Source organism: Synechococcus sp. SynAce01, from assembly GCF_001885215.1.
GTDB lineage: Bacteria > Cyanobacteriota > Cyanobacteriia > PCC-6307 > Cyanobiaceae > Regnicoccus > Regnicoccus frigidus.
The window spans coordinates 1,934,506-1,952,538 of the sequence record NZ_CP018091.1 but is presented as its reverse complement, the minus strand read 5'-3'; the positions used below and the strand labels follow the sequence as shown (position 1 = coordinate 1,952,538).

At 66.1% G+C, this 18,033-nt stretch carries 21 protein-coding genes; 8 read left to right on the top strand and 13 right to left on the bottom strand.

Translation table 11 applies throughout. The features are described from left to right. Window positions 1–34: 34 nt before the first annotated feature. A complete protein-coding gene (locus BM449_RS10200) occupies window positions 35–1,264 on the bottom strand; it encodes a DNA repair exonuclease (protein WP_071801124.1) in 1,230 nt (409 codons plus the stop codon). 550 nt (window positions 1,265–1,814) lie between these two features. Then, complete coding sequence (locus BM449_RS10195; protein WP_083544509.1) at window positions 1,815–4,628, bottom strand: DEAD/DEAH box helicase; 2,814 nt, start codon at window positions 4,626–4,628, stop codon at window positions 1,815–1,817. A 77-nt stretch (window positions 4,629–4,705) separates the two neighbouring features. Here BM449_RS10195 and BM449_RS10190 point away from each other — a divergent pair, with 77 nt between their 5' ends. Genes BM449_RS10190 through bioA form a run of 6 tightly spaced genes read left to right on the top strand, consistent with a single transcriptional unit; the run spans window position 4,706 to window position 9,532 of the window. Next, the gene (locus BM449_RS10190; protein WP_233830653.1) at window positions 4,706–5,890 is read left to right on the top strand and encodes an aminotransferase class I/II-fold pyridoxal phosphate-dependent enzyme; all 1,185 of its coding nucleotides are present in this window, start codon (window positions 4,706–4,708) and stop codon (window positions 5,888–5,890) included. Next, entirely contained in the window at window positions 5,887–6,633 is a 747-nt protein-coding gene (locus tag BM449_RS10185; RefSeq protein ID WP_083544508.1) for an alpha/beta hydrolase, read from the top strand. Before BM449_RS10190 ends, BM449_RS10185 begins: the two co-directional genes overlap by 4 nt. Continuing rightward, window positions 6,633–7,439 carry a hypothetical protein gene (locus BM449_RS10180; RefSeq protein ID WP_071801123.1) on the top strand — a complete coding sequence of 269 codons (807 nt, stop codon included), beginning with the start codon at window positions 6,633–6,635 and terminating at the stop codon, window positions 7,437–7,439. The genes BM449_RS10185 and BM449_RS10180 overlap by 1 nt, the downstream gene beginning before the upstream one ends. Window positions 7,440–7,455: 16 nt before the next feature. Next, window positions 7,456–8,109, top strand: coding sequence for a dethiobiotin synthase (bioD, locus tag BM449_RS10175; protein WP_071801122.1), 654 nt, complete (start codon window positions 7,456–7,458; stop codon window positions 8,107–8,109). After that, window positions 8,106–8,258, top strand: a complete 153-nt coding sequence (locus tag BM449_RS15030; RefSeq protein ID WP_162922868.1) for a hypothetical protein — start codon at window positions 8,106–8,108, stop codon at window positions 8,256–8,258. Before bioD ends, BM449_RS15030 begins: the two co-directional genes overlap by 4 nt. Next, complete coding sequence (gene bioA, locus BM449_RS10170; RefSeq protein ID WP_233830651.1) at window positions 8,255–9,532, top strand: adenosylmethionine--8-amino-7-oxononanoate transaminase; 1,278 nt, start codon at window positions 8,255–8,257, stop codon at window positions 9,530–9,532. Before BM449_RS15030 ends, bioA begins: the two co-directional genes overlap by 4 nt. 43 nt (window positions 9,533–9,575) lie before the next feature. Here bioA and BM449_RS10165 read toward each other — a convergent pair whose 3' ends face one another. Together BM449_RS10165 and BM449_RS10160 are read right to left on the bottom strand one after the other, a co-directional pair. Further along, entirely contained in the window at window positions 9,576–9,797 is a 222-nt protein-coding gene (locus tag BM449_RS10165; protein WP_311134195.1) for a DUF3143 domain-containing protein, read from the bottom strand. After that, the gene (locus BM449_RS10160; RefSeq protein WP_071802197.1) at window positions 9,784–10,317 is read right to left on the bottom strand and encodes a J domain-containing protein; all 534 of its coding nucleotides are present in this window, start codon (window positions 10,315–10,317) and stop codon (window positions 9,784–9,786) included. Before BM449_RS10160 ends, BM449_RS10165 begins: the two co-directional genes overlap by 14 nt. A 56-nt stretch (window positions 10,318–10,373) precedes the next feature. Here BM449_RS10160 and rsmG point away from each other — a divergent pair, with 56 nt between their 5' ends. Then, window positions 10,374–11,105, top strand: a complete 732-nt coding sequence (rsmG, locus tag BM449_RS10155) for a 16S rRNA (guanine(527)-N(7))-methyltransferase RsmG (protein WP_071801120.1) — start codon at window positions 10,374–10,376, stop codon at window positions 11,103–11,105. 42 nt (window positions 11,106–11,147) lie between these two features. On the opposite strand, the gene BM449_RS10150 is transcribed toward rsmG, so the two are convergent. From BM449_RS10150 to BM449_RS15530, 6 genes are all read right to left on the bottom strand, one after another. Next, window positions 11,148–12,308 carry an aldo/keto reductase gene (locus BM449_RS10150; protein ID WP_083544658.1) on the bottom strand — a complete coding sequence of 387 codons (1,161 nt, stop codon included), beginning with the start codon at window positions 12,306–12,308 and terminating at the stop codon, window positions 11,148–11,150. Between the two features lie 38 nt (window positions 12,309–12,346). Further along, window positions 12,347–12,727, bottom strand: coding sequence for a ferredoxin (locus tag BM449_RS10145; RefSeq protein ID WP_071801118.1), 381 nt, complete (start codon window positions 12,725–12,727; stop codon window positions 12,347–12,349). 6 nt (window positions 12,728–12,733) lie between these two features. Continuing rightward, the gene (locus tag BM449_RS10140; RefSeq protein ID WP_071801117.1) at window positions 12,734–13,126 is read right to left on the bottom strand and encodes a DUF1257 domain-containing protein; all 393 of its coding nucleotides are present in this window, start codon (window positions 13,124–13,126) and stop codon (window positions 12,734–12,736) included. Window positions 13,127–13,167: 41 nt separating this feature from the next. Continuing rightward, window positions 13,168–13,380 carry a DUF2997 domain-containing protein gene (locus BM449_RS10135; RefSeq protein WP_071802196.1) on the bottom strand — a complete coding sequence of 71 codons (213 nt, stop codon included), beginning with the start codon at window positions 13,378–13,380 and terminating at the stop codon, window positions 13,168–13,170. 91 nt (window positions 13,381–13,471) lie between these two features. Continuing rightward, a complete protein-coding gene (locus BM449_RS10130) occupies window positions 13,472–14,275 on the bottom strand; it encodes a HEAT repeat domain-containing protein (protein ID WP_071801116.1) in 804 nt (267 codons plus the stop codon). Window positions 14,276–14,296: 21 nt separating this feature from the next. Continuing rightward, on the bottom strand, window positions 14,297–14,422 hold the full coding sequence (locus tag BM449_RS15530; protein ID WP_255448082.1) for a hypothetical protein: 126 nt from the start codon (window positions 14,420–14,422) through the stop codon (window positions 14,297–14,299). Window positions 14,423–14,553: 131 nt separating this feature from the next. Between BM449_RS15530 and BM449_RS10125 the strand changes: the two genes are divergently transcribed. Beyond that, window positions 14,554–15,789, top strand: a complete 1,236-nt coding sequence (locus tag BM449_RS10125) for an MFS transporter (RefSeq protein WP_233830649.1) — start codon at window positions 14,554–14,556, stop codon at window positions 15,787–15,789. A gap of 33 nt (window positions 15,790–15,822) precedes the next feature. Here BM449_RS10125 and BM449_RS10120 read toward each other — a convergent pair whose 3' ends face one another. The 3 genes from BM449_RS10120 to BM449_RS10110 form a co-directional block, all read right to left on the bottom strand. Then, a complete protein-coding gene (locus tag BM449_RS10120) occupies window positions 15,823–16,677 on the bottom strand; it encodes a GIY-YIG nuclease family protein (RefSeq protein WP_071801115.1) in 855 nt (284 codons plus the stop codon). Between the two features lie 102 nt (window positions 16,678–16,779). Continuing rightward, window positions 16,780–17,865 carry a 23S rRNA (adenine(2503)-C(2))-methyltransferase RlmN gene (gene rlmN, locus BM449_RS10115; RefSeq protein ID WP_233830647.1) on the bottom strand — a complete coding sequence of 362 codons (1,086 nt, stop codon included), beginning with the start codon at window positions 17,863–17,865 and terminating at the stop codon, window positions 16,780–16,782. Further along, window positions 17,856–18,032, bottom strand: coding sequence for a high light inducible protein (locus BM449_RS10110; RefSeq protein ID WP_071802193.1), 177 nt, complete (start codon window positions 18,030–18,032; stop codon window positions 17,856–17,858). The genes rlmN and BM449_RS10110 overlap by 10 nt, the downstream gene beginning before the upstream one ends. Between the last annotated feature and the right edge of the window lies 1 nt (window position 18,033).

Here is an 18,033-nt window from a genome sequence, read left to right as displayed (position 1 = left end):
TGAGCCGTGAGGCGTGGTGGTGATGGCTGCGGGTCTAAGGGGAGCCAGCCGTTTCGGCATGGCCACTTAGGCAAGCGCGGTGCAACTCACGCAGACCCATGCGGGCCAGCTCATCAGCAGCAGCGGAATCGCCACCGCCCTCGCCGGCTTCAATCAGTTGCTGCAGCCGCTGGGCCACCCGAGCGACCAGTGGATCACCGGCGCGCTCGGTGAGCTGGCGCAACTCGGCTGGATCGGGGGCAACGCTGGTGCGATCACGCCGTTTGAGCCGCAGCAGCCGGGCCTCCAGGCGCTCCAGCAGATCCTGCAACCGGGTTGCCATCGCCAGGCTGAGGCTGCCGTCGAGTTCGAGCAGCAGTAGATCTTCATTGCTGCGCGAACCGATCGCCTCGCGCAGCAACTGCTCCAGACGCCCGAGATCGTCGTCACTGTTGAAGCGATGGTGGAGATGGTGCCAACGCAGGCCGCCCGTGGGCAGCGGAACAACATCAGGGAGGGCGCCACGGGCAACGCTCACCACCAGCACCTGACCGGAGCAGTAATCGGCGGAGCGGGGGAAGCGGTCCATCTCGTGACAGCCTGCGTACCAAGCCCGCGGCCCCACCTGCTTGAGCCCATGCCAATCGCCGAGGGCGATGTAGTCGATCTCGGCGGCGGGAAGGGAGGACAGATCGATGCGGTTGGTGGGCACCGGTGGGTTCTCGTCGTCGGTGTCGGAGCTCTCGAGTGCCCCAAAGCCCTGGATCGAACCATGGGCGATGGCGATGCGTGGTTGATCGACCCAGGGCGAAAAGTCGAGATGTCGCAACCAGGCAGTGGGATCCAGGGGCTCGGCTTTGCGCAGCAGCGGACAGGGCAGCACTACGCCACCTGCCAGCCCAATCGTGCCCAATGCAAAGGGCTGGCGGTCCAGCAGAACCTGCAGGTTGGGAGCCAGCTGGGCTCGCTCCTCCTTGAAATAGGCCTCCTGCCACAGACTGCCGGCACCGCCATGGTCGTGGTTGCCAGGGATCACCAGAACCGGAAGTTTCAGGGCTCCAATGGCACTGCAGGCCGCCGACACGTCTGCGCGGGTGGGCTGGGGAGAATCGAAGAGATCCCCAGCCACCACAATAAAGGCCGCCCCCTGCTGGCGCGCCACAGACCCAAGCCGGGTAATGGCAGTCAGCCGCTCCTGCCTGAGACGGGCCCGCTTGTCAGCATCGCTGACGCGGGCATAGGGCTTGCCAAGCTGCCAGTCAGCCGTGTGGAGGAAGCGGAGCATGGAATCGGCCCAAAGTCAGGGGTGTGAGTCAACGAGAAACCGTTCTGGCGCTGTACGCCATTCATTAGTACTGCCCTTAAGATCATCGCGTCTAAGCCACCAACAGATCCATAGGAAGTTTGCCTTCCAACAGACCATCACCCACGGAAAGAGGCATCAAGCCTAGAAAGCTGGGTACTGTCTCATCTTGGTACTGTCTCACTAATGACCGGCCTGATCAGGAGGCAGGCAAGCAGATTACCTATTGGAATTGGATCGGTTTCGCCAAGATCAATAACAAGGCCAATAAGCAGACCAGACCTTTCAGACTGACTTCGAAGACTGTTGATCTTGCCATATCCAGCCTGCCAGCTATCGCTGAAGATTCTGCAGAGAGTTTTTGGCGTCATCAGAAGAAGCGATCATTGACTTGTTCGCTATGCTTGATAGTCGCCAGTTCACCTTTATTTTTCTAATTTTAACTTTTGAGTGACGCTCCACTCAAATAAAGAATCGGGACGGATGTTGCAGGCAAATCAACCGGATTCCAGCAGCTGCAAATGGTCCATGCTCAACTACCAGATAACATCGGATCCTGCGTGGCAGGCGGAGCGGGCGCTGAATCCTGCAGTTCGCAGACCGGGAAGCGGTTGATCGCCCGCAGGGCCTGGCGGGCTGTGGTGCGCAGCTGGGCGCTGATCGCTTCGGCATAGGGAACCTGGGCCAGCAGGTCGACGGTGCGGCGCAGGATGCGCACCACATCGCCCTCATCCAAGGAGGTATTGGCGATCAGGTCGCTCCAGCTGGTGCCGGTGGCCCAGGCATGGACCAGACCCATCAACTCCGGTTCCCACCAGGCCGGCACCACCACCCCGGCCTTCTCCTGCTGGCGCAGCAGCTCGCGGCGCAGCCCGCCGAGATCGTGCAGGGCCTCTTCCGCCAGGGGCGGTGAGAGGAAGCCGCTCCAGAGATCCGGCCGGTTCACTTCGGTGCTGATCGCCTCGAACACCGCGGCCAGCTCGGCCGGGTTGAGGGCATCGAGGTGGCCGCTCATCAGGGCCAGGCCCAGCCAGAGCTCGTTATCACCACGCAGGGCCGCCACGGTGCGGCCCACTTCGGTGGGCTCGAGGCCATCGGGGCCATCGAGCGCACCGAAGAAGCGCAGGATCTCGATCAAGGAGAGAAACGTGTCCCAATGGCGATTGGAGCGATGGTGCAGCAGGCGCTGGCGTTCCTCGATCTCCAGATCCAGCTCCTCCATGCGCCGCCGTTGCTTCTTGAGCTGGCGGCGGTCTCCCCAGCGGTGGGCGGGGTGCAGCTCGAGTTCCCTCTCCTGTTCCGCCACCAGCTCGGCCTGGCTGCGCACCTCACCAGCCAGGTCGTACTGGGGGGTGACCATGTCGTGGCGGCTGGCCATCGAGCCCACCGCCAGGGCCAGGCCGCCACTGGCCTGATCGCCGTGGCGCAACTCACCGGCATGGCGCAGCTCGGGCGCCGCAGCCTGGCCCACCTGCAGGCAACTCAGCTCGGCATGCAGGCTCACCACGCCCTGGCAGGGCACCAGGATCCAGACGTTCTCGTCGGTGAGGCAGAGCAACAGGGGGAATTGGCCCGGACCCTGCAGCTTCTCAACGATCACCGCCGGGGTGACCCGGCCCTTGAGCTGGGGTGCCTTGAGGCTCACCAGGGTTCCTTCGCTGGCGAACTGCAGGGCCAAAGTGAGTTCGTTGGCCAGGGTCTCCTCGGCCTGCTGCTGCAGGATGCGCAGCAGGCGCCGCTCCTCCCTCAGCCGCTCGCGCTGTTTCTCATAAACCTCAAAGGCTTCCCAGGGCACATCGCTGACCGGGCCACTGAGCGTGTCGAGTTGCTGGCGCAGTTCCAGGATGCGGGCTTCGTCGTCGAGCAGATCGAGGGTGGCCAGGTAGCGGCCGAAGCTGCGTTCCACCAGTTGCTTGGCCTTGGCCAGCTCATAGCGCTGCAGCAAGTTGAGCACCATGCCGTAGCTGGGCGTGAACTGGCTCACGAGCGGATCAGCCGGGCTGGTGGCCAGCGTTCCGGCTTCACGCACCCCTTCGAAACGGCTCTGCACCGTGACGACATAGCCCTGCACGTCTAGGCCACGCCGCCCGGCCCGGCCCGCCATCTGCAGGAACTCACTGCCCATCAGCGGCCGGTGGCCCCGCTCGGTTCGCTTCGAGAGGGCCGAGATCACCGTGGTGCGCGCCGGCATGTTGATGCCGGCCGCCAGGGTTTCGGTGGCAAACACCACCTTGACCAACCCCTGCTGGAAGAGTTCCTCGATCAGTTCCTTCCAGGCCGGCAGCACCCCGGCGTGGTGTGAGGCAATCCCCCGCCTGAGCGCGTCGGCGTGGCCGCCCTCCCGCACCGCCTCAGGCGTGGCCGCCACGAAGGCGTCAAGGCGGCGGTCGATCACCGCCTGCTCCGCCTCGCTGACCAGGCAGATCCGGCCGAGGTCGCGCACCGCCTTGTCGCAGGCGCGGCGGCTGAAGATGAAATAGATGGCCGGCAGCATGTCGCGCTCGGCCATCTGGGCCACCACGAAGGGCAGGGGGGCGGCCTCCGGCTGGGGTGGTCTCGAACTCTTGCCCTTGCGACGCTCGCCTTTTGGAGCGCGCCACACCTTGCAGTTGGGATGCAGGCCCGTCTTCTCGTCGTTGAGCAGGGGATGCAGCCCCTTGGCACTGCAGAAGCTGAAGGCCAGGGGCACCGGCCGGTGATCACTCATCACCAGGGTGGTGGGGCCATGCACCCGCTCGATCCAGTCGGTGAGCTGGCCGGCGTTGGCCACGGTGGCCGAGAGCGCCACCAGCTGCACCGCCGGTGGGCAATGAATGATCGATTCTTCCCAGACTGTGCCGCGCTGGGAGTCGTTCATGTAGTGGCACTCATCGAGCACCACCGCCTCCACATCGGCGAGGGGGTCGTCGCCGCGATCCACCTCCGCGTAAAGCATGTTGCGGAAGATCTCGGTGGTCATCACCACGATCGGAGCCTCCCGGTTCGTGCTCAGATCACCGGTCATCAGGCCGACTTGATCGGCACCGAACTGCTCGCGGAAATCGCGCAGTTTCTGGTTGGAGAGGGCCTTCAGCGGCGTGGTGTAGAACACCTTCTGGCCGTGGGCCAGGGCCCGGTGGATGGCGTATTCGCCCACAAGGGTTTTGCCGGACCCCGTGGGAGCGCTGACCACCACCGAATGCCCCTGGTTGAGGGCATCGATCGCCTCGTGCTGAAAGGGATCGAGCGGAAACGGAAAGAGCTGCTCAAGGGCAGGCACCTCAGCCGAGGGAATCCCAGGCGCAAGGGGGGCAGGTGAATCGCGCCCCGCCTCGGGGCGTGGGGCGTCGGAGCCGACAGTGAGCATGAACAAACTCTATGGGCAGCGGGCCGATTGGGCAGACTGCAAGGCCCTGCCGATGCCCGGTTCTGGCCGCTCGCCGCGTGGTTGTCGACCCCCTCTCTCCCCTGAGCGAAGCCCTGGAGAGGCTTCCCGCCGATCAGCGCCGCCAGTTGCGAAGCTTCAGCCCCGCTGGAGCTGGCCTGCTTCAGGCCGACCAGCCCCAGGCTCCCCTGCTGCTGGACCTGGCCAGTAACGACTACCTGGGCCTCAGCGCCCATCCGCGACTACGGGCGGCGGCCCACGCCGCCATCGATGCTCAAGGCATCGGGGCCGGAGCGTCACGCCTGATCAGCGGCAGCCGGCCCGTCCACGCCGCCCTGGAAGAGCGGCTGGCGGCCTGGCTCGGTCGGGAGCGGGTTTTGCTGTTCCCCAGCGGCTTTCAGGCCAATCTGGCGGCAGTGATCGCCCTGGCTGATCGCCACAGCCTGGTGCTGGCCGACCGGCTGATCCACCATTCGCTCTTGGTTGGGGTGCGCGCCAGCGGCGCCAGGTTGCGGCGTTTCGCCCACAACGACAGCGCCGCGCTGGAGGCCCTGCTGCAACAGCAGCGCCGTGAGGATCCGCAGCGGCGGCTACTCGTGCTCACAGAAAGCCTGTTCAGCATGGAGGGGACGAGTCCTGAGCTGGCCGTCATCGCCGGCCTCTGCCAGAACTACGGGGCTCTGCTGCTGGTTGATGAGGCCCACGCCCTTGGGGTGCTCGGATCCGGTGGGCGCGGCCTGGCCCATGGCCTGGCGGGGGTCAGCCTGATCAGCGGCACCTTCGGCAAGGCCTTCGGAAGTGGCGGCGCTTTCCTGGCCGGCGATGGTCCGATCGGTGAGTGGTTGCTGCAGACCTCCGGCGCCTTCCGCTACTCAACGGCCCTGGCCCCGCCCCTGGCCGCCGCCGCCCTGGCGGCCCTGGAACTGCTGGAGGAGGAGCCCTCGATGGGCCGCCAGCTTCAGGCGCGCGCCCGCCACTGGCGGCGGGCCCTGGAGCAGGCGGGCTGGGGGCGGCCAGCCGGGGAAGGCCCGATCCTGCCACTGCCGGTGGGCCCAGCCCATGGGGCCCTGGCCCTGCAACAGCAGCTCGAGCGCGGCGGCCTGTTGAGCGTGGCCATCCGGCCGCCCACCGTGCCGACGGGCAGCTCCAGGCTGCGGCTGGTGCTGCGCCGCGATCTTCCCTCCGGAAGCCTGGAGCGGTTGCTGCTGGCCCTGGGCGCACCACCCCAGCGAGGCGCGCCATGAGTGCCGGTGCTGCCGAGAAACATGGTCAAGATCATGGCCAGGAACCTGCGCCATGGCAGCTGATCGCCATGCACGGCTGGGCCGGCGACAGCCGGGCCTGGCAACCCTGGCAGGCCGCTGCCGAACGGCGCGGCTGGGCCTGGGGCAGCGGGGAGCGCGGTTATGGCCCCCTGACGCCACGGGCTCCTGAGTGGCTCCCCGGCCAGGAAGGAGCTGGTAGGCGGGCCGTGATGGTGCACTCGCTCGGCCTGCACCTGTTGTCGGCAGCGGTGCTGCAGCAGGCCGATGCGGTGGTGCTGCTGGCCAGCTTCGGGCGCTTTGTGCCGGAAGGTCCGAGTGGGCGGCGTTGGCGCACGGCCCTGCAGGGCATGGCCGCCCGGCTGGAGGCCGGTGACGCCCAGCCCATGCTGCGCGATTTCCTCACCAAGGCGGCGGCACCGGAGTCAGCTGCCCTGCTGCCGCTCGGCCCGGGGCTCGACTCCAGCGAAGCGATCAACGCGCAGCGGCTGCTCCATGACCTGCGCCGCATGGAAACCCTCAGCGGCCTACCAACCGGATTTCCCGCCAAGGCCCGGGTGCTGATCGTCGAAGCCGGTCAGGATGGGGTCGTGGCACCGATCAGCCGCCTGCTGTTGCGCCAGTCGCTGCCCTTGGCCGAGCGCTGGCTGATCGAGACGGCAGGCCACAGCCTGCTGGGCGCCGACCTGTTGGAGCCGGTCTTCGATTGGCTGGAGAGGCCCTGATGAGCAGCGCCGGGCGCAGCCAGCCTACCCTTCGGCCTGCTTCGAATTTCGCCACGCGGGTGAGGGACGGCTTCGAGCGCCAGGCAGGCCGCTATGAACGCGGAGCAGAGCTGCAACGGGCCGTGGCATGGCGCCTGGCCCACCACTGCCGCGGCCTGCCCCTTCCGGCAGGCCCCTGCGTCGATCTGGGGGCGGGAACGGGCCTGCTGGCTCGGGCGATCGAACAGCAGCGTCCCGGCCTGGCCCTGCTGCGACTGGACAACTGCGCCGCCCTGCTCGGCTTGGATCAGGCCGCCGACCGGCTCACCTGGGACCTCAACCTGGGGCTGCCCGGCCAACTGCAGGGCGCCTCGCTGCTGGTGTCCAGCTTTGCCCTCCACTGGCTGGAGCAGCCCGAGCGCCACCTGGAGCGGTGGTGCCAGTCTTTGGGCCCGGCAGGCTGGCTGGCCCTGGCGGTTCCCACGGCCGGCAGTTTTTGCCAATGGCGCCAGGCCGCCCAGGCGGCTGGCCTGCCCTGCAGCGCCTTGCCCTTGCCCGTGGCCAGCCGCCTGGTGGAGCTGGCCAGCCGGCACCTGCGGATCGAACGCGTCGACCACCTGCGCTTCAGCCGCCAGGCTCCGAGCGCCCTGACCTTTCTGCGCCAGATCCGAAGCCTTGGGGCCGGCACCAGCCCTGTGGCCCCGTTGCAGCCCGGGGAGTGGCGCCGGATCGAGGCCCATTGGCCCGCCGTCCCCGCTGCAGAGGGTGGCGGCAAGCGCCTGAGCTGGGAGATGCTGCTGCTGGTGGGGCAGAAACCCGCGCCATGACCTCCTCTTTCCTGCCATGACCCAGCGGCTGATCGTCTGCGGCACCGACACCGATGTGGGCAAGACGGTGGTGAGCGCCCTGCTGGTTCAGGGCCTGAAGGCCCGCTACTGGAAGCCGGTGCAGTGCGGCCTCGAAGACGGCGGCGACAGCAAGCGGGTCAGGCGCCTGCTGGGCCTCAGTGAGGCCGAGGCGGAAGGGCGGATCCTGCCGGAGGCCTACCGCTACAGCCATCCGGTCTCCCCCCACTGGGCCGGCGAGCTGGAGCACGACCTGCTCGACCCAAGCCGCCTGGAGTTGCCGATCGGGACGGCCCCCCTGGTGGTGGAGACGGCCGGCGGACTGTTGGTGCCGTTGCGCCGTGACCTGCTTCAGATCGACCAGGTGCGCCATTGGGGACTGCCGGTGCTGCTGGTGGCCCGCAGCGGCCTGGGCACCTTGAACCACACCCTGCTGTCGGTGGAGGCCCTGGCCCAGCGGGGGATCCCGCTGCTGGGCCTGGTGTTCAACGGACCCATCCATGCCGACAACCCCAGCACCCTGGCGGCCCTGACGGGTGCCCCCGTGCTCGGCTGTCTGCCGCCGCTGGCCTCGCTCACAGCCCAGACCCTGGCTGCGGCCTGGCACGACTCCGGCCTGGCAGCGAGCCTCACTTGTAACGTAGCCCCATGACACGCACCAACCTGCTGGTCAGCACGGCTGTCGTCCTCCTCTGCGGTGGGATCCTGGTGCTGTTCACCGACATCGAAATGGCAGCGGTTCGGTGGGTCAACTGCTCCCTGGATGCGAGGGCCGCCAAGCTCGACCCCCGCTGCCGTTGAGCCTTTCCTCAACCTGGCACCCCAACCTCTGGCATCCGACCACCCAGGTGGCGAGCAGTGAGCCGCCGCTGCGCGTAATTCGCGGCAGTGGCGCCCTGCTGGAACTCGCCGATGGCCGCCGCCTGATCGATGCGATCAGCAGCTGGTGGGTCACCCTGCACGGCCATGCGGAGCCCAGCATCGCCGCGGCCATCGCCGCCCAGGCCCTGGAGCTTGAGCAGGTGATCTTCGCCAACTTTCGCCACCCCCAGGCCGAGCGTCTGTCGATGCGGCTGAGCGCCGCCAGCGGCCTGGAGCGTCTGTTCTTCTCCGACAACGGCTCCACCGCCGTGGAGGTGGCCCTCAAGATCGCCTGGCAGTGGTGGCGGAACCAAGGCAGCCCTCGGCGCCAGCTGATCGCTTTTGAGGGGGCTTATCACGGTGACACCTTCGGGGCCATGGCCCTGGGCGAGCGGTCGCTGTTCTCCGCCCCGTTCGAGCCCCTGCTCTGCCCCGTCGCCCGGGCCCCCTGGCCGGCCAGCTGGTGGGACGACGAAGCGGTGGAGGCCAAGGAAACCGCGGCCCTGGCCAGACTGGAAGAGTTGCTGGCGGTACCCACCGCTGCGGTGATCCTCGAGCCGCTTGTGCAGGGGGCCAGTGGCATGGCGATGGTGCGGCCCGAGTTTCTGCGGGGCGTGCAGGAGCGCGTACGCCAGGCTGGGGCCCTGTTGATCACCGATGAGGTGATGACCGGCTTCGGCCGCACCGGCTCCCTGTTCGCCGCCCAGGCCGCCGGCCTCCAACCTGACCTGGTAGCTCTCTCCAAGGGGCTCACCGGTGGCTTCCTGCCGATGGGGGTGACCCTGGCCCGTGAAGCCCTCTATCAGGGCTTCATCAGCGACAACCCCGCCCACACCCTGTATCACGGCCATAGCTTCACCGCCAACCCGCTGGGCTGCGCCGCCGCCAATGCCAGCCTGAGCCTGCTGGAAGCACGCCCAGGGCTCTTCGGCAGCTTCGAAGCGCGCCATCAGCCGCTGCTTCTGCGCCTGGCGCGCCACCCGCGGGTCTGCCGCCCGCGCCTGCGCGGCACGATCGCCGCCTTCGATCTGAAGGTGGAGAATCCCGGCTATCTCAACGGGGCTGGCCGCCAGATCCAGCGCCATGCCCTCGGCCATGGCGTCTTCCTGCGGCCCTTGGGCCATGTGGTGTACCTACTGCCGCCGCTCTGCCTCGATGACGCCCAGCTGGAGCGGTGCTACGCCGCCATCGAAGACAGCCTCGACCAGCTCTGATCCGGCGCGCAGGTCGGGATCGGGCTTGAGCTTCGCCTTGGGATCAGGGCCCAGCCAGGATGGCTGATTCCACGTCGGCACGGGAGAGGCCGTAGGAGAACAAGCGCACGGTGGTGCGGCCCTGCTGCTGCCAGCTCACCTTGAGTTCCTCGACCTCCAGTTCAATCAAGGCACTCCAGAGGGGTTGGGGCAGGTCCCAGCTGCTGGGATCCGCCTGGCTCCGGGCCGCACCCAGCTCCACCAACCAGCGCTCAAGGGCCGGCAAAGGATGGCTGTAGAGGGGGGTGTGGCGTGATGGCAGCGCGGTCATCCCCGATGTCGTCTGTTGGCGGAAGGGCAGTCTGCACCGCTGGGGCCTCCAGCCAGCTGATGGAGGGGGTGACCAGCTCCATGCCCCGCCACCAGGCCAGGCTGATGCCAAGCACCAGGCTCAGCAGCAGGGCCCCCGCCAGCAGAACCAGGGCAAACCACTCGCCGCCCGAGAGGGCCCGGCGCACCGACTGGACTCTCTCGACCCGCCGCACCAGCACTGGCGGGGGAGCTACCACCTGCAACTGGTTGTCATAGGCCCGGCGTTGATTGGGATCGCTCAAGGTGAGATAGGCCAGCTGCAGAAGCCGAAATCTGTTCTCCGCATCAGCGGCCGGCAGGCTGGTGGTATCGGGGTGATAAAGCTTGCTGAGAGAACGGAAAGCTCGCCGCAGATCCTGGGGCGTGGCGCTCTGGGGGAGCTGCAGCAATTGGTAGTGATTTGGGGCCGACGAGGCGGTTTCGCTACCTGCCACCAACCACGCCCGCAGACTGCGCCATCCTAGAGAAACCTTCCCTGATTGATGCGTGGATGGCTGCTGAGCAGGACGACGCGGTGTGGTCCGCTCTGGCCTGGCAGCCATCGGCAACGCAACGCGAACAGTTCCTGGCCTTGCAGCAGGTCCTGCGCCACTGGAACAGCCGCCTCAACCTCACCCGGCTTGTCGAGGGCGACGACTACTGGATTTCCCAGCTCTACGACAGCCTCTGGCCCTGGCAACAGCTGCTGCGGCAACCGCCCACCGCACTCTCGCTGATCGATGTCGGCACCGGCGGCGGTTTTCCAGGACTAGCCCTGGCGATCGCCCTACCCCAGGCCCAGGTCACCCTGGTCGATTCGGTGGGCCGCAAAGCGGAAGCCGTACGGGCCATGGCCCATAGCCTGGGTTTGAGCCAGCGGGTCATGGTGCGCTGGGAGCGGGCGGAGACCACCGGCCAAGACCCTGATTGCCGTGGCCGCTTCGACTGGGCCCTGGCCAGGGCCGTGGCGGCGGCGCCAGTGGTCGCGGAATATCTGGTGCCCTTGCTGGCTCCCACTGGCCACGCCCTGCTGTATCGCGGCCAGTGGGAGCCAGCCGATCAGCAAAGCCTGGAGCGGGCGCTGCAGCCACTGTTGGCGGCCGCCGAGCGGGTGGAGCGCTGCGACCTCCCATCGGCTCGTGGCGTGCGCCACGCCGTGGTGCTCCGGCCCCTGGCCCCCTGCCCGGCCAGCTATCCCAGGCCGGTGGGCGTACCGGCCAAGTTGCCACTCGGCGTCCTCTGACCCCACACACAGGGGAGCCCTGAGGATCGTCTTGGGAGATCGTCAGTCCGCCGTGATCAGAAGCTGGCTGGGGCTGCCCCCCAGCCGCTGGCGCAGGCGGCGCAGGAGGTCTGGGATCTGCTCGGCCCAGGGGCTATCGCCCAGCACCGCAAGCAGCTCGCCTTCAGAAACGCCGTGATCGAGCGCATCGGCATTGGCGCCGGGGAACCAGTGGTCACCCTGGCCCAACAGGCCATAGCGGGCCCGCCCGTAGCTCTCCAGATCCCAGGCCTCCAGCAGATTGTGGAGCCAGAGCAGCACCGGCAGGTTGATGCCGCCGGGCGTGTCGGGCCACTCCGGCAGCCCCTGGGACCAACTCTCCAGCCAGGCGGCGCCGAGGGTCTCTGCCCGGGCGTTCTCCAGGCGCTCCAGGATCGGCGGCAACAGGCGAGGAGCCTGCGGCAGCAACGCCACGGCTTCGAGGTGAAGGTCGAGATCGGCCGGACCGGCCGCACCCACACTGATCGTGTGGATTCCTGGAGCCGAGAGGCAGAACAGATCGTTGAACACGATCGGGTGCAACGGCGCACAGAGTTCGTTCAAACGCGGCGAAGGGCTATGCAGGTGGCCCCCTTTGTCGGTGGGGCTGATCACGAAGAGGCCCATGTCGTGGGCACGGGCGGCATCAATCGCCGGGCCGTTCTGCTGGCGGATGAAATACCAGTGCAGATTGATGTAATCGAAGGCATCCGATTCGATCGCCTCAAGAATCAGGGGCAGTGGCGCATGGGTGGAGAAACCGATCGAACCGATCCGGCCCTGCTGCTGCCAACGCCTGGCCACCTCCAGGCAACCACCGGGGAGCAGGGTCTGCTCCAGGTGCTCGGGAAGGTTGAGGCCATGAATGGCCAGCATGTGCAGGTGCTGAGCTCCCAGCCGCTCGAAACTGCGCTCCAGTTCGGCCTCGAACACGGCCGGGTCTGGGTTGGGTGGAACCTTCGTCTGCAGGAGGCGCTGGGGGTCTGGCACCTCGGGCAAGAGCCAGCCCAATTGTCTTTCTGAGGTGCCGTAATGGCGTGCCGTTTCGATGTGGTGCATCCCCACCGCCACGGCGCGCTCGACGGTGGCCCGAACCTGGTCCTGGCTTGTGGCAGTGATCTGATCAGCGGGCAGATCACTCCAGCTCTGCTGGTAGCGCATGCCGCCCAGAGAAAGCAGCGGCATGGCCAATTCGGTGCGCCCGAACCGCCGGGTGGGCACACTCAATGGCGGGGAAGCGTGCGCTTCATGCGGGAGGAAGACGGCAACCCAAGCGGCTGGATTTCCTGATTCTGCAAATGCTCGTCGAGGGCCGCCACCTCCTCATAGGCCACCCAGTGAATGCAGTCGACCGGGCAGGTATCGATCGCCTCCTGGATCTTTTCGGTGCTGTTGCCGTCCTGGCGGATGGCGCGGGAGCGGCCCCAGAGGGGTTCCACCAAAAAGGTGTTTCCAGCCACATGGGCGCAGTAGCGACAGCCGATACAGACGGCTTCATCCACCCAGACGGCTTTTTGCCGGAGCGAACCACCCAGAAGCGGCTCCTCGCCGCTGGCACTGGACCGGACCTGGGCCGGTGCGGTGAAGGCGAGCGACGGATCCATCACAACTCAGCTGTCCCAGCGGGTCACCACCAGTTCAATGCTGCCGTCGGTGTGCTGCGACTGTTCACTCACCTGAAAACCTTCCTGAGTGGAGGCCGCCAGGATCGTGCGCAGGGCGTAGCGCTGGGTGAGCTGGGCCAGGAAACGCTCCACCGGCACCGGCTGCTTCCAGAGGTCCAGGTCAGTCACCAGCTCATAGCTGCCGGATTGCTGGTTCCAGCGGAAACCGATGTCACCGCCTTCGCTCTGGGGCAAGGCCAATTCGGCGAGCACGGTCTGGCCGCGGTAACCCCGCACCGGACGCTCACCCAGTTCAGGCTCATGGCCCAGGTCACGGAGGGCCTCAAGGAGGGCGTCGCGATCCTTGAGTTCCGTTTTGACGGTGCTGAAGTGGGACATCGGATCGGCTGGCGAACGAAGGAAAGGGAACAGACCTGAAGTCAGGAGGCCGACTGCTGGAGGGGCAGGCTGGGGGTCAGGGTCTGGGGCTGGGCTTGGAACGCTTCGGAGGTGCTGCGGCGCTGCTGAACAGTGCCAAGCCTGGCCTCGATCCGCTCGGTGAGCTGTTCACAGCCGGCCCCCAACACTCCTTCCACCACCTCTTCCACCCGGCCGTCGGGCCGAATGCGAAAACGAATGGTGTGTTGAGACATCACGAGGTCAGTCGTGGCTCTCAACATTAACCGGGTTCCAGCTCAGCTGAGAGATGCGAGACCAGCGGTGATTTAACAGCCAGCAGCCCATTCAGCTGAGCAGGCCCTCTTCCACCAGCGTCTGAATCTTCTCAAGAACGGCGGGGCTTTCGAGTTGCTCCAACGCCACCCTGGCCTCATCGCGCACGGTCGCGTCGATGTCCTTGAGCATCACCAGCACCAGCGCCTCCACCAGTACCTGCTGACGGGGCTCAACGAGATGGTCGTAAAGACGTCCGAGCGACCAGGCGCTGTTGCTGCGAACGGCAGGCTCACTGTCGATCCGCAGGCTGAGCAACAGCTGACCCGCGGCCTGGTCGGCCTTGGCCGCGCCGGTGCTGCCGGCATCGGCGAGGGACCCGGCGGCCCAGAGCCGCACGGCCGCTACGTCCACCTGCAGGGCCCGGATCAACGGCAGCAACACCGGGGCCTCGGGGTAGTTGCCCAGGCTCCAGGCCACGGCCTTGCGCACATAACCGTTGCTGTCGTTCTGCAGCAGGCTGAGCAGGGGCTCCACAGCCTGCCGATCGGGGTTACGGCCCAGTGCATAGACGGCGCTCATCCGCAGAATCGGACAGCTCGCCTCCAGCAGGGGCAGCAGCCTTGGAATGGCGCGGGGGTCGCGGTGTTCGCAGAAGATCCGCAACCCCTGCATGCGGTCTTCGTGGCGGCCAAGGGCGAGCAGCTCAAGACCGAGATCGCACTCGGCGGCGATGTCGGAGCTGGAGAGCTCAATCGTGTCGAGAGCATCGAGCGGATCGACGGCCAGCTCTTCGGCCAGCTCCCCGGCCAGCAGTTCCGGATCGAAGCCAAGCTCAGCGGGGCTGGTGGAAAACGGCGGCACAGATTCCGGCATGGGCTTTTCTCTGCTCCCCGCTCATCCCGCAGGAGCCGGGGCCATCATGTCGCCGGGCAGCCAAAGCCGGGCACTCACAACGAACAGGGCCAGGCCGAACAACAGCACGATCGCGGCCGGCAGCAAGGTGGAGCGGATGAAGGACACAGGCCGTGATCGGGTTTCCTCGCATTCTGAACGCATAGGGTTCGCCCAGTTGTGCCTGGTCTGTGCACCCTGAAACTCTGCCCCCTGACTCGACATCGGGTCATTCAGGAGGCGACGCCCGCTCGCGGCTGGTGGCCGTGGCCGCCCAGGGAGTGGCCAGCGGCACCCCCTACATGGTGGGCAGCAGGCTGCTGCAGGGTTGGCTGGCTGCCAGCAACGTGCCCCTCAGCCTGATCGGCCTGCTTGGCCTGGCGGAGCTGCCCTACACGCTCAAAATGTTCTGGGCGCCGTTGCTGGATCGCTGGCCTTTGCAATGGCCAGACCGGCGTCGGGGCTGGTTGCTGGTGCTGCAGCTCACCCTGGTGATGGTGATCGGGGCCATGGCCCTGCTGCGGCCCAGCTCCGATGCGGCCAGCCTGACGCTGATCGGAGTGATGGCGGTGCTGCTGGCCGTGGTCAGTGCCAGCCAGGACATTGCCGTGGACGCCTACCGCACCGACCTGCTGCCAGCCAGCGAACTCGGCGGTGGTGCGGCGGCCTCTTCGCTGGGATACCGGGGGGCGATGTTGGCGATCGGCGCCGGCGGCTTTGTGCTGGCCGGTCGCTTCGGCTGGCCGGTGGCCTTCCTGGCCGCCGCCGCCCTGATGCTGGCCGTGGTGCCGTTCACCCTGGCGGCGCCACGGCTGGCTCCGATCGTCCATCCGGTGACGAGCCTGCGCCAGGCGGTGGTGGGGCCGGCGAAAGAATTTCTGCGCCGCACAGGCGGCAGCCGGGCGCTGCTGATCCTCTTACTGGTGCTGCTCTACCGCTGGCCTGATGGACTGCTGGGGCTGATGGTGGTGCCGTTCTTGATCCAGGAAGGCTTTGCGCCGGAGCTGATCGGAACGGTGCAGGCGGGCTGGGGCATCGCCGCCACCATGGCCGGCACGGTGTTGGGGGGCGTGCTGTTTGCGCGCCTTGGCATGAACCGCTCGCTGTGGCTGTTTTCAATTGCCGGCGCGATTGGCAACTTGAGTTACTGGGCGCTGGCCCGTTTTGGCGGTGGGGTGCCGGGGTTGCTGGTGGCGGTGAGCTTGGAGAACCTGGCGGGCGGAATGGTGGGAGCGGTGTTCGTGGCCTTGCTGATGAGCCTGTGCAATCCGCGTTTCTCCGCGACCCAATACGCCCTGCTCTCCGGGGTCTATGCCCTGAGCCGATCAATCCTGGCCGCCCCGGCAGGTGTGGTGGCCGAGCAGGTGGGCTGGCCCAGCTTTTTCCTGTTCACGGCCTTGGCGGCCCTGCCGGCTTTTCTGCTGATGCTGCGACTCACCCCCTGGAGGGGCAACGGCGTGATCGGCGCGTTTGATCCGATTCGCGACGCCACTTGAGCTATCAGTTGCTGGCTCAGCTCAAGTGAGAGGTCAGACCTCTTCTATTTCCTTGAGCGTTTTTCCAGACTTATCGCGCCATGCGGTGAGACCGTTCGCCCCACCGCCGTGTATCACTGCCGCTGCAGCACTTGGGCTCGAAAATTCTGTGCTCTGGCCAAAGACGAAGACACCCTCCTTTTCGACAAGAGTTCCGTTTTTGATGAGCTTCTGTCTCAGGACAACAACAAACGGGTGTTGGACCTCAGCAGAAGGACGTAGGGCCAGCACAGCCGTCGAATCCTTAAAGACAACGAACCCGGTCTCTGTTCTCCTGCCATGCGCCAAAGCATTCTTAATCTTGCAAACGAGGTTTGGCTGATCCTTCGTGGGGCTGGCGGATCCAGCAATGGGGGCAAGCAAGTCTGAGCCGAGTACTGGCAACACCTGCCTAATTTTGGAGAGATAAACTTCCATTTCCTCACGATCAGACTCAGGCAACTTGGGGTTGCTTCCGTTCACATTTTCGAGCTCGTACCGCCCCGCAATCTTCGATTCTTGCCACAGACGGTTCTCCAAGAACCGCACATGCGCCTTGGTGAGGTTTTCGTCCTTACTGACAAAGACAACGACTGAGCTCCAGAATTCCAAAGCCTTGGCCTTGTGTTGCTTCAACCGATCTCTGATCACTTCAGCTTCACCGATATAAGCCTGAGGATTCCCCGTATCGGGATTTGTTCCAAGCAAGAAGTAGATCCCTGCGCTTTCAAGCTCCTCCCGCGCAAGAAGGTCGTCAAGCTCCGTTCGCGGCGCCGCAAGTGCCTTACCTGTCCAATTCGAAACTTCGCCAACCCGAAGTCGCTTGGCATCTCCGTACAACAGGAAGAGTTTGATCGTGGCAGAAGTCATGCGAGCTGGCTACGAGCTGGTTACGCACTTCGTGGTGCACAAGCTGCTTGAGGAGAGCGAGCCACAACCCATCACTGATTAAACCTGCAAACCAGCCAACCGTTAACCCACCGCCACCCGCCGCCGGAGCTGGCCGCAAGCGGCATTTTCGTCCAGTCCCCGGCTGGCGCGCACACTCACCGCCACATGGCGCAGCTCCAGCGCAGATTTGAAGGCCGCCACACGCTGCGGGCTGGGGCGCTGGAAATCTTCCTCGTCGATCGGGTTGTAGGCGATCAGATTCACATGGCTCTGGAAACCGCGCAGCAACTGGGCCAGGGCCGCCGCCTGGCGGGGGTGGTCGTTGAGGCCGCCCAGCAGGATGTATTCAAAGCTGATGCGCCGGCCGGTGGCGGTCACATAGTGGCGGCAATCATCAAGAAGTTTGGCAATCGGGTAGGCATGGGCCGTGGGGATCAGCTCCTCGCGCAGCGCTTGGTCGGGGGCATGCAAGCTCACCGCCAGGGTGAACTGATTGCGACCCAGGCGCTCGGTGGCAAGGCCGGCCAGTTTCGGAATCTGGCCGGCCACGCCCACCGTGCTCACGGTGATCTGGCGCTGGGCCATGCCCAGGTCGCTGCAGAGGCAGTTGATGGCCTCAAGCACTGCTTCGGTGTTGAGAAGGGGCTCGCCCATGCCCATGAACACCACGTGGCTGGGGCGTTGCTGCATCACCTCGCGGATGGCCAGCACCTGGTCGATGATCTCGTGCACCTGCAGGGAACGTTGCAGGCCGCCTTTGCCGGTAGCGCAAAAACGGCACCCCATCGGGCAACCCACCTGGCTGGAGACGCAGACCGTCAGACGGTCTTTGCTGGGAATGCCAACGGTTTCGAGGCTGAGGCCATCGGCGGTGGAGAGCAGCAGCTTGGTGGTGCCATCCCTGGCCACGCTGCGTTGCAGCTCATTGGAGCGGCCGATCGGATCAGCGCCGGTTTCCTGTGCTTCGCCTGCAAGCTGCTCACGCCAGAGCTTGGGCAGAACATTGATCTGTTCAAGCCGGCGGGCCCCTTTGGCGTAGAGGCCATCGTGAAGCTGCTTGCCGCGATAGCCAGGTTGCCCTTGGGCCTTGGCCTTGGCTTCTAAAGCAGCAAGACCTAAGCCAAGCAGGGGCACAGCCGCAGGCAAACGATCAGGACTCAGGGCCACGCCAGCAACCCATGGCCCAACTGCCACTCCAGACCAACCAAGGCCATGAATCCGAGCATCGCTAAACGACCGTTCAAGCGCTCGGTGTGGCGGTGGAAGCCAAAACGTGGCAACTGGCGCTTCGGCACCAGCCGTGGCTGCAGCGGCAGCGTTGAATCAAGCGTCATG

Coding starts and splice junctions, on each gene's coding strand:
- BM449_RS10200 (WP_071801124.1), bottom strand. CDS start 1,264: ATGCTCCGCTTCCTCCACACGGCTGACTGGCAGCTTGGCAAGCCCTAT.
- BM449_RS10195 (WP_083544509.1), bottom strand. CDS start 4,628: ATGCTCACTGTCGGCTCCGACGCCCCACGCCCCGAGGCGGGGCGCGAT.
- BM449_RS10185 (WP_083544508.1), top strand. CDS start 5,887: ATGAGTGCCGGTGCTGCCGAGAAACATGGTCAAGATCATGGCCAGGAA.
- BM449_RS10180 (WP_071801123.1), top strand. CDS start 6,633: ATGAGCAGCGCCGGGCGCAGCCAGCCTACCCTTCGGCCTGCTTCGAAT.
- bioD (WP_071801122.1), top strand. CDS start 7,456: ATGACCCAGCGGCTGATCGTCTGCGGCACCGACACCGATGTGGGCAAG.
- BM449_RS15030 (WP_162922868.1), top strand. CDS start 8,106: ATGACACGCACCAACCTGCTGGTCAGCACGGCTGTCGTCCTCCTCTGC.
- rsmG (WP_071801120.1), top strand. CDS start 10,374: ATGGCTGCTGAGCAGGACGACGCGGTGTGGTCCGCTCTGGCCTGGCAG.
- BM449_RS10150 (WP_083544658.1), bottom strand. CDS start 12,308: ATGCCGCTGCTTTCTCTGGGCGGCATGCGCTACCAGCAGAGCTGGAGT.
- BM449_RS10145 (WP_071801118.1), bottom strand. CDS start 12,727: ATGGATCCGTCGCTCGCCTTCACCGCACCGGCCCAGGTCCGGTCCAGT.
- BM449_RS10140 (WP_071801117.1), bottom strand. CDS start 13,126: ATGTCCCACTTCAGCACCGTCAAAACGGAACTCAAGGATCGCGACGCC.
- BM449_RS10135 (WP_071802196.1), bottom strand. CDS start 13,380: ATGTCTCAACACACCATTCGTTTTCGCATTCGGCCCGACGGCCGGGTG.
- BM449_RS10130 (WP_071801116.1), bottom strand. CDS start 14,275: ATGCCGGAATCTGTGCCGCCGTTTTCCACCAGCCCCGCTGAGCTTGGC.
- BM449_RS10120 (WP_071801115.1), bottom strand. CDS start 16,677: ATGACTTCTGCCACGATCAAACTCTTCCTGTTGTACGGAGATGCCAAG.
- BM449_RS10110 (WP_071802193.1), bottom strand. CDS start 18,032: ATGACGCTTGATTCAACGCTGCCGCTGCAGCCACGGCTGGTGCCGAAG.